Origin of the sequence: Microvirga sp. Mcv34 (assembly GCF_024519725.1) — a bacterium.
In the GTDB taxonomy this organism is placed as follows: Bacteria; Pseudomonadota; Alphaproteobacteria; order Rhizobiales; family Beijerinckiaceae; genus Microvirga.
In genome coordinates this window covers 1-4,895 of sequence record NZ_JALJRK010000165.1, presented here as the reverse complement: position 1 = coordinate 4,895, position 4,895 = coordinate 1, and the positions used below count along the sequence as shown (strand labels likewise).

Genomic DNA, 4,895 nt, shown 5'->3' with positions numbered 1-4,895 from the left:
ACCCGGTAACATTCTTCGGTGAGGCAACAGGGGGGTCCAGAATTACATGTCGCCCGACAACGTTGACGCGCTCACCACCCGTACCGTTGACGCGCGCCGTTATCCGGCATGATGGCCTCGGTGTCCTGACGTCCTGCTGATCCTGGGATCGGCGTTATGGTGAGCCCATCCGGGACGTGGGGCACCGGGAGCACGCGAGTGCGGGCAGGCCGACCCTTGAACGATGGGCTGCGAGCCCGAGCCGTTATCTGGCCGCCCCTGCGGCTCGCCCGGATGGCTGCGAGCGCGGATCCGTAGTTGCCGTGTTGCCCGCCAGCTCCCGTGAGATCGACACCACGAGGAGGCACTCTCATGCGGGTTGTGGGACTGGACATCCACCGCGTCTTTGCCGAGGCGGTGATGTTGGACGACGGCAAGACCCGGCGGCTGGGCCGGGTCGGCATGACGCGCGACCGCCTGGCAGCGTTCGCCCGGACACTGACCCACGATGACCATGTCGTCGTGGAGGCCACCGGCAACGCGAGCGCCGTGGCCGAGGTGATCCGGCCATCCGGCCGCACGTCGGTCGGGTGGTGATCGCCAACCCGCGCCAGGTCCGCCTGATCGCGGAAGCGCGCATCAAGACGGACGTGATCGACGCGACCGTGCTCGCCCGCCTCTATGCGAGCGGGTTCCTGCCGGAGGTCTGGATCCCGGACGAGGCGACGCTGGGCTTGCGGCGGCAGGTGACGCGTCGCACGCAGATCGTGCGGCAGCGGGCGCGGCTGAAGACCATCGTCCAGTCAATCCTGCACGCCCACCTCGTACCCCCATGCCCCCACGCCGACCTGTTCGGGCCTCGGGGAAGGGCGTGGCTCCTGGCGCAGCCGCTTCCTTCCGACGAGAGCGAAGCGGTCGCACGGCATCTTCGTGAGTACGATCGGCTCAGCGAGGACCTGCGCGTTGTGGAGCGCGAGCTGGCGCGTGATGCACTGGCAGACCCGAACGTGAAGCGGCTCATGACCATCCCGGGGATCGACATGGTGGTCGCGGTCGGGCTCATCGCAGCGATCGGTCCCATCGAGCGGTTCGCCGGTCCGGATCGGCTCGTCGCCTATCTCGGCCTGAACCCGAGCGTGCACCAGTCCGGCGACGGCCGGCCGCGGCACGGGCGCATCACCAAGCAGGGGCGAACGCACGCCCGCACCATGCTGGTCGAGGCGGCTTGGCAGGCCGTCGCGGGCCTGGGCCCCTGCGCGCCTTCTTCCAGCGCGTCTCTGCCCGCCGCGGGCCGCACGTCGCGGCGGTGGCGGTCGCGCGCAAGCTGGCGGTGATCATCTGGCACCTGCTAACGTGCAGTGAGGATTACGCCTGGGTGCGCTCCGCCCTTCACGCCAAGAAGCTGCGCGACCTCGAGCTGCGTGCGGGCGAGCCGGCGCGCCGCGGCCAGAGGGGCGCAGCCTACGCCTACAACCTGAGCCGCACCCGTCAGGAGGAACGGCGGCGGGTCGAGCAGGCGGAGACCGCCCACCGGCGCATGACCGAGGGCTGGAGCCGGCGCGGTCGCCGGGTGCCCACGGGCGCCGCAAAGGAGGAGCGACCCTGAAGACAGCGCGGTCGGGCTCTCACCTCACACCCGGCTCTTCGTCACGCGGTCACCCGTGGGCGACAACAAAATAGCACGATCAACGCAGAAAGGGGCTGTTCAACCTCATCCGTCGCTCACGGCAAGCACGGCACTGATGTTTGCCGTCGGTGCCGCGCCCCATCTCAGCGGCTGCCGGTCAGCCGCTTGGGATCGAGTCATGACGTGATCGATCCTCGGGTGAGCTCGGGAGATGCGCCTGCGTTGTGCTCCCAAGACCCTGCACGGCACCCTGGTCGGCTCGCGCTCCTTGGTGCGGAACTCCCATGCGACCCCATGGAGCGAGCGATGGCCCGGTCGGTGGCACCGCAGGCGTGCTTGAGGCGCAGGATCTCTCGGATACGTCGCATCGACACTCTCTTGGCTGGCATCGGGTTCTCCTCGTCGGAACGAGAAGGCCCGCTGCGTTCACCAGCGGTCGAGCGATCACCACCTCACAGGGCGGTCGACGTCATCTTGGAAAGGTGGCCGAGATCAAATCGGAATCGGTGGCCGGGTTCATCTCGGAATCCCTGGCCGACATCCCTCGGAATCAGCGGGTCTGCCAAAGGATTGTCCATTTGGCCCAACTCAGATCATTGCTCTCGGGTGCCGCCTCCTGTATATAGCAGTGCTATATACCAGTCTGGAGGCATCATGGACAAGGCACGCGTTTTCTGGTCCGGTCGCTCCCAAGCTGTCCGCCTACCGAAAGAGTATCGCTTCGCAGGCGAGGAGGTGCGCATCCGCCGGCATGGGAACGCCGTCATCCTCGAGCCGGTCGCCACCGACTGGAGTTGGCTCGATGCGATTGCCGGCCGGATGAGCGAAGACTTTCTCCCGAACGGTCGGGAGCAGCCCCCGATGCCCCTGGAGCACGCAGAGCTCGACGATTTGTTTCGGTGATGCGGTACCTGCTCGATACCAATGCCATGATCGAACTGCTCAAGGGCACTACCTCCCATCTTGCCCAAAGGGCCCGGCGCGAAGATCCGCGCCAGGTCGGCTTCTCCTCGATTGTCGCCCATGAACTCTATTACGGCGCCTACAAGAGCCGGCGGCGGGTCGAGAACCTGGAACGCTTGGACGCGATCCGCTTCGAAGTCCTGCCCTTCGATAAGGAGGATGCGATGGCGCACGCTTGGCATGCAGGGCATGGCGACAGGCGACCCCATGCCGGCCGCCACGCCCACCACGAGCTCGATGCCGGGGACGCCCATGCAGCACGACATGAGCACCATGGGACGGCAGCGGTAAGCTTGGCTCGACAAAAGGCGGCTCCGAACCGGGGAAGCGACGCGCATGATTGGGATTGCTTCGCCGTTCTGAACGATCCGGGCCTGTCCGGAGTTGAACTTCCTGATCGGCCCAACAGGAATGTGCGGCTGGTCCGCTCACGACAGGAGAGATCGATGCGTAAAACAGCCCTTCTTGCGACAGCTTTGGTGTTTGCGGCAACGAATTTGGCCCTTGCCCTCCCGGCTCCAATAGCGGCGGGTCAAGCCGGGATCGCAGCTTCTGATGGCCTTCTGACGCCTGTGCGGGACAACAAGAAAGCAAAAAAGGCGAAGACGAAGAAGAGCTCGAAGTCGGGCGGCGGCATGAATATGCAGGGCATGCCTCCCGGCCACAAGATGTAGAGCCGACGCTCGATGACGGCGCCCGGCCTATAGGCCCAGCGCCGTCGCTTAGGCCAAGCCGTTAAGCAAGGCAACGCCGGAGAGAACCGGTCCAAGTGTATCGCTGACATGCGCAACCTCCCGGAATTCAGCGGGAGTTCGCTGGGGGCGTCACCGGGCCGAGTGCCCCTTCACGCGGCCTTCTTGGCTGCCGCGTCCACAAGGGAGCTGATCGAAGCAACCGAGCCGGAGCGCACTAGCAGCACCATGCCTTTCGGCACCTCCCGCCAGCCTTGCCGGCGATCGTCGGTCGGCTCCGATGCAATAATGACGCCCTCTGGCAACTCACGATAGTAAAGGCTTGGAGGACGGTCGTCGCTGGCCCAGCGGTATGCCCAGATGCAGCTGCCGTTGGTGAAGGCCGCCGTCAATCGAAGCGGCTCTTCGATTGCAGCGTGTTTCATGAGCCCACGCACCTCATGAAGCGTACGCGCCATGGCGCCAACTGGGTCACAGGCAAGTCCATCGGCGAGAGCTGCAAGGAAGATCGCCTCCGAGTCGGTCGTGCCGCGGCGGGCGTCATAGAGGTTGTCGGGGATCATAGCCTCGAGGCGGCGCTTGATCCGCTGAAGCCGCCGACCTGGCCGTTATGCATGAAGAGGAAGCGGCCATGCGCGAACGGGTGACAATTGGCCCGAGTGGTCGGCGTGCCGGTGGACGCCCGAACATGGGCGAAGAACAGGGGCGAGCGCACCTGGGCGCAAAAGCTTGTGAGATTCTCATCCGACCAAGCGGGACGGATCTCGGCGATAGAGACCCGGTTCGGGATGCTCGCCATACCAGCCGAGGCCGAAGCCGTCGCCGTTCGTTCCTGTCTTGGCCTCGTGGGCGTGGCGCCACTGGTGCATGAGCGAACGAGCGGGGGCGCACACCAGATCCGACAGCAGAATGGGTTTGCCCTGATCAGCGAGAAAGCGGCACATCAGGGGTCCCGTTCAGCGTGCGTCGAGACTGTGCCGGTATGGTAAACGATGCGTTAAGACCCAAAGGTTCGCTTGGCGGATCGAACTTCACGAGCGTGCGCGAGGGGACCGAGTCGACGGTGCTCGCAGGGCACCGAAAGCTCCGGGGACCCGGTTTGGACGTCAAGACAGGGCATGGCCGAGTCAGTATGTCGCTCCAGCCGAACGCCTGTGGTGCGAGTTACTGAACGCGCAGGCGCTACGCCTGAGCTGGAAGGACAGGACCCGACCACCGCGTCATGATCTTGCCTGGCGAGCTCGGTATCGGCGCCGCTCGCGCTCGAATCGTCGAGATTAGGTCACGGTGGGCCAGGTGCTGCAAGGCGAGCCATCGCTGGATGAGATCTTGGCCGAGCCGATCGTGCAGCTGCTTATGCACCGTGATCGGGTCCGGATGGAGGACCTCACCGATTTGGCGAACAGATTGCGCCCGACCCTGCGGGGTAAGGCCTGCTGCCACTGGCAAAGCTCTGGGTGCAGCAAGTCAACGCCGGGCCGACAGACCGATCCTTAGAGCGTCGTGACACGATTGGCTGCCCCAAACTCGCCAGACCCGCACAGTCCTTCTCAAGGCGGTCAGCGCCTCCAAGCTGCTGTGCGCATCTCGCGGATCGTGAGCAGCTGTTTCACGCGATGGTGAGCGCTCATTTC

The 4,895-nt window shown here is 65.3% G+C and carries 2 protein-coding genes and 2 pseudogenes; 3 read left to right on the top strand and 1 reads right to left on the bottom strand.

Translation table 11 applies throughout. The annotated features are described in order from the left end of the window. Positions 1-351: 351 nt before the first annotated feature. The 3 genes and pseudogenes from OC446_RS29330 (at position 352) to OC446_RS29320 (ending at position 3,243) form a co-directional block, all read left to right on the top strand. Positions 352-1,585 (top strand): annotated as a pseudogene (locus OC446_RS29330) (IS110 family transposase). Positions 1,586-2,260: 675 nt separating this feature from the next. After that, positions 2,261-2,509 carry an antitoxin gene (locus OC446_RS29325; protein WP_262032433.1) on the top strand — a complete coding sequence of 83 codons (249 nt, stop codon included), beginning with the start codon at positions 2,261-2,263 and terminating at the stop codon, positions 2,507-2,509. Further along, positions 2,509-3,243 carry a PIN domain-containing protein gene (locus OC446_RS29320; RefSeq protein WP_262032434.1) on the top strand — a complete coding sequence of 245 codons (735 nt, stop codon included), beginning with the start codon at positions 2,509-2,511 and terminating at the stop codon, positions 3,241-3,243. The genes OC446_RS29325 and OC446_RS29320 overlap by 1 nt, the downstream gene beginning before the upstream one ends. 170 nt (positions 3,244-3,413) lie before the next feature. Here OC446_RS29320 and OC446_RS29315 read toward each other — a convergent pair. Next, positions 3,414-4,205: pseudogene (locus OC446_RS29315) on the bottom strand (class II glutamine amidotransferase). Between the last annotated feature and the right edge of the window lie 690 nt (positions 4,206-4,895).

What these genes read in the sequence shown, in the direction of transcription:
- OC446_RS29325 (WP_262032433.1), top strand. Translation starts at nt 2,261, where the DNA reads ATGGACAAGGCACGCGTTTTCTGGTCCGGTCGCTCCCAAGCTGTCCGC.
- OC446_RS29320 (WP_262032434.1), top strand. Translation starts at nt 2,509, where the DNA reads ATGCGGTACCTGCTCGATACCAATGCCATGATCGAACTGCTCAAGGGC.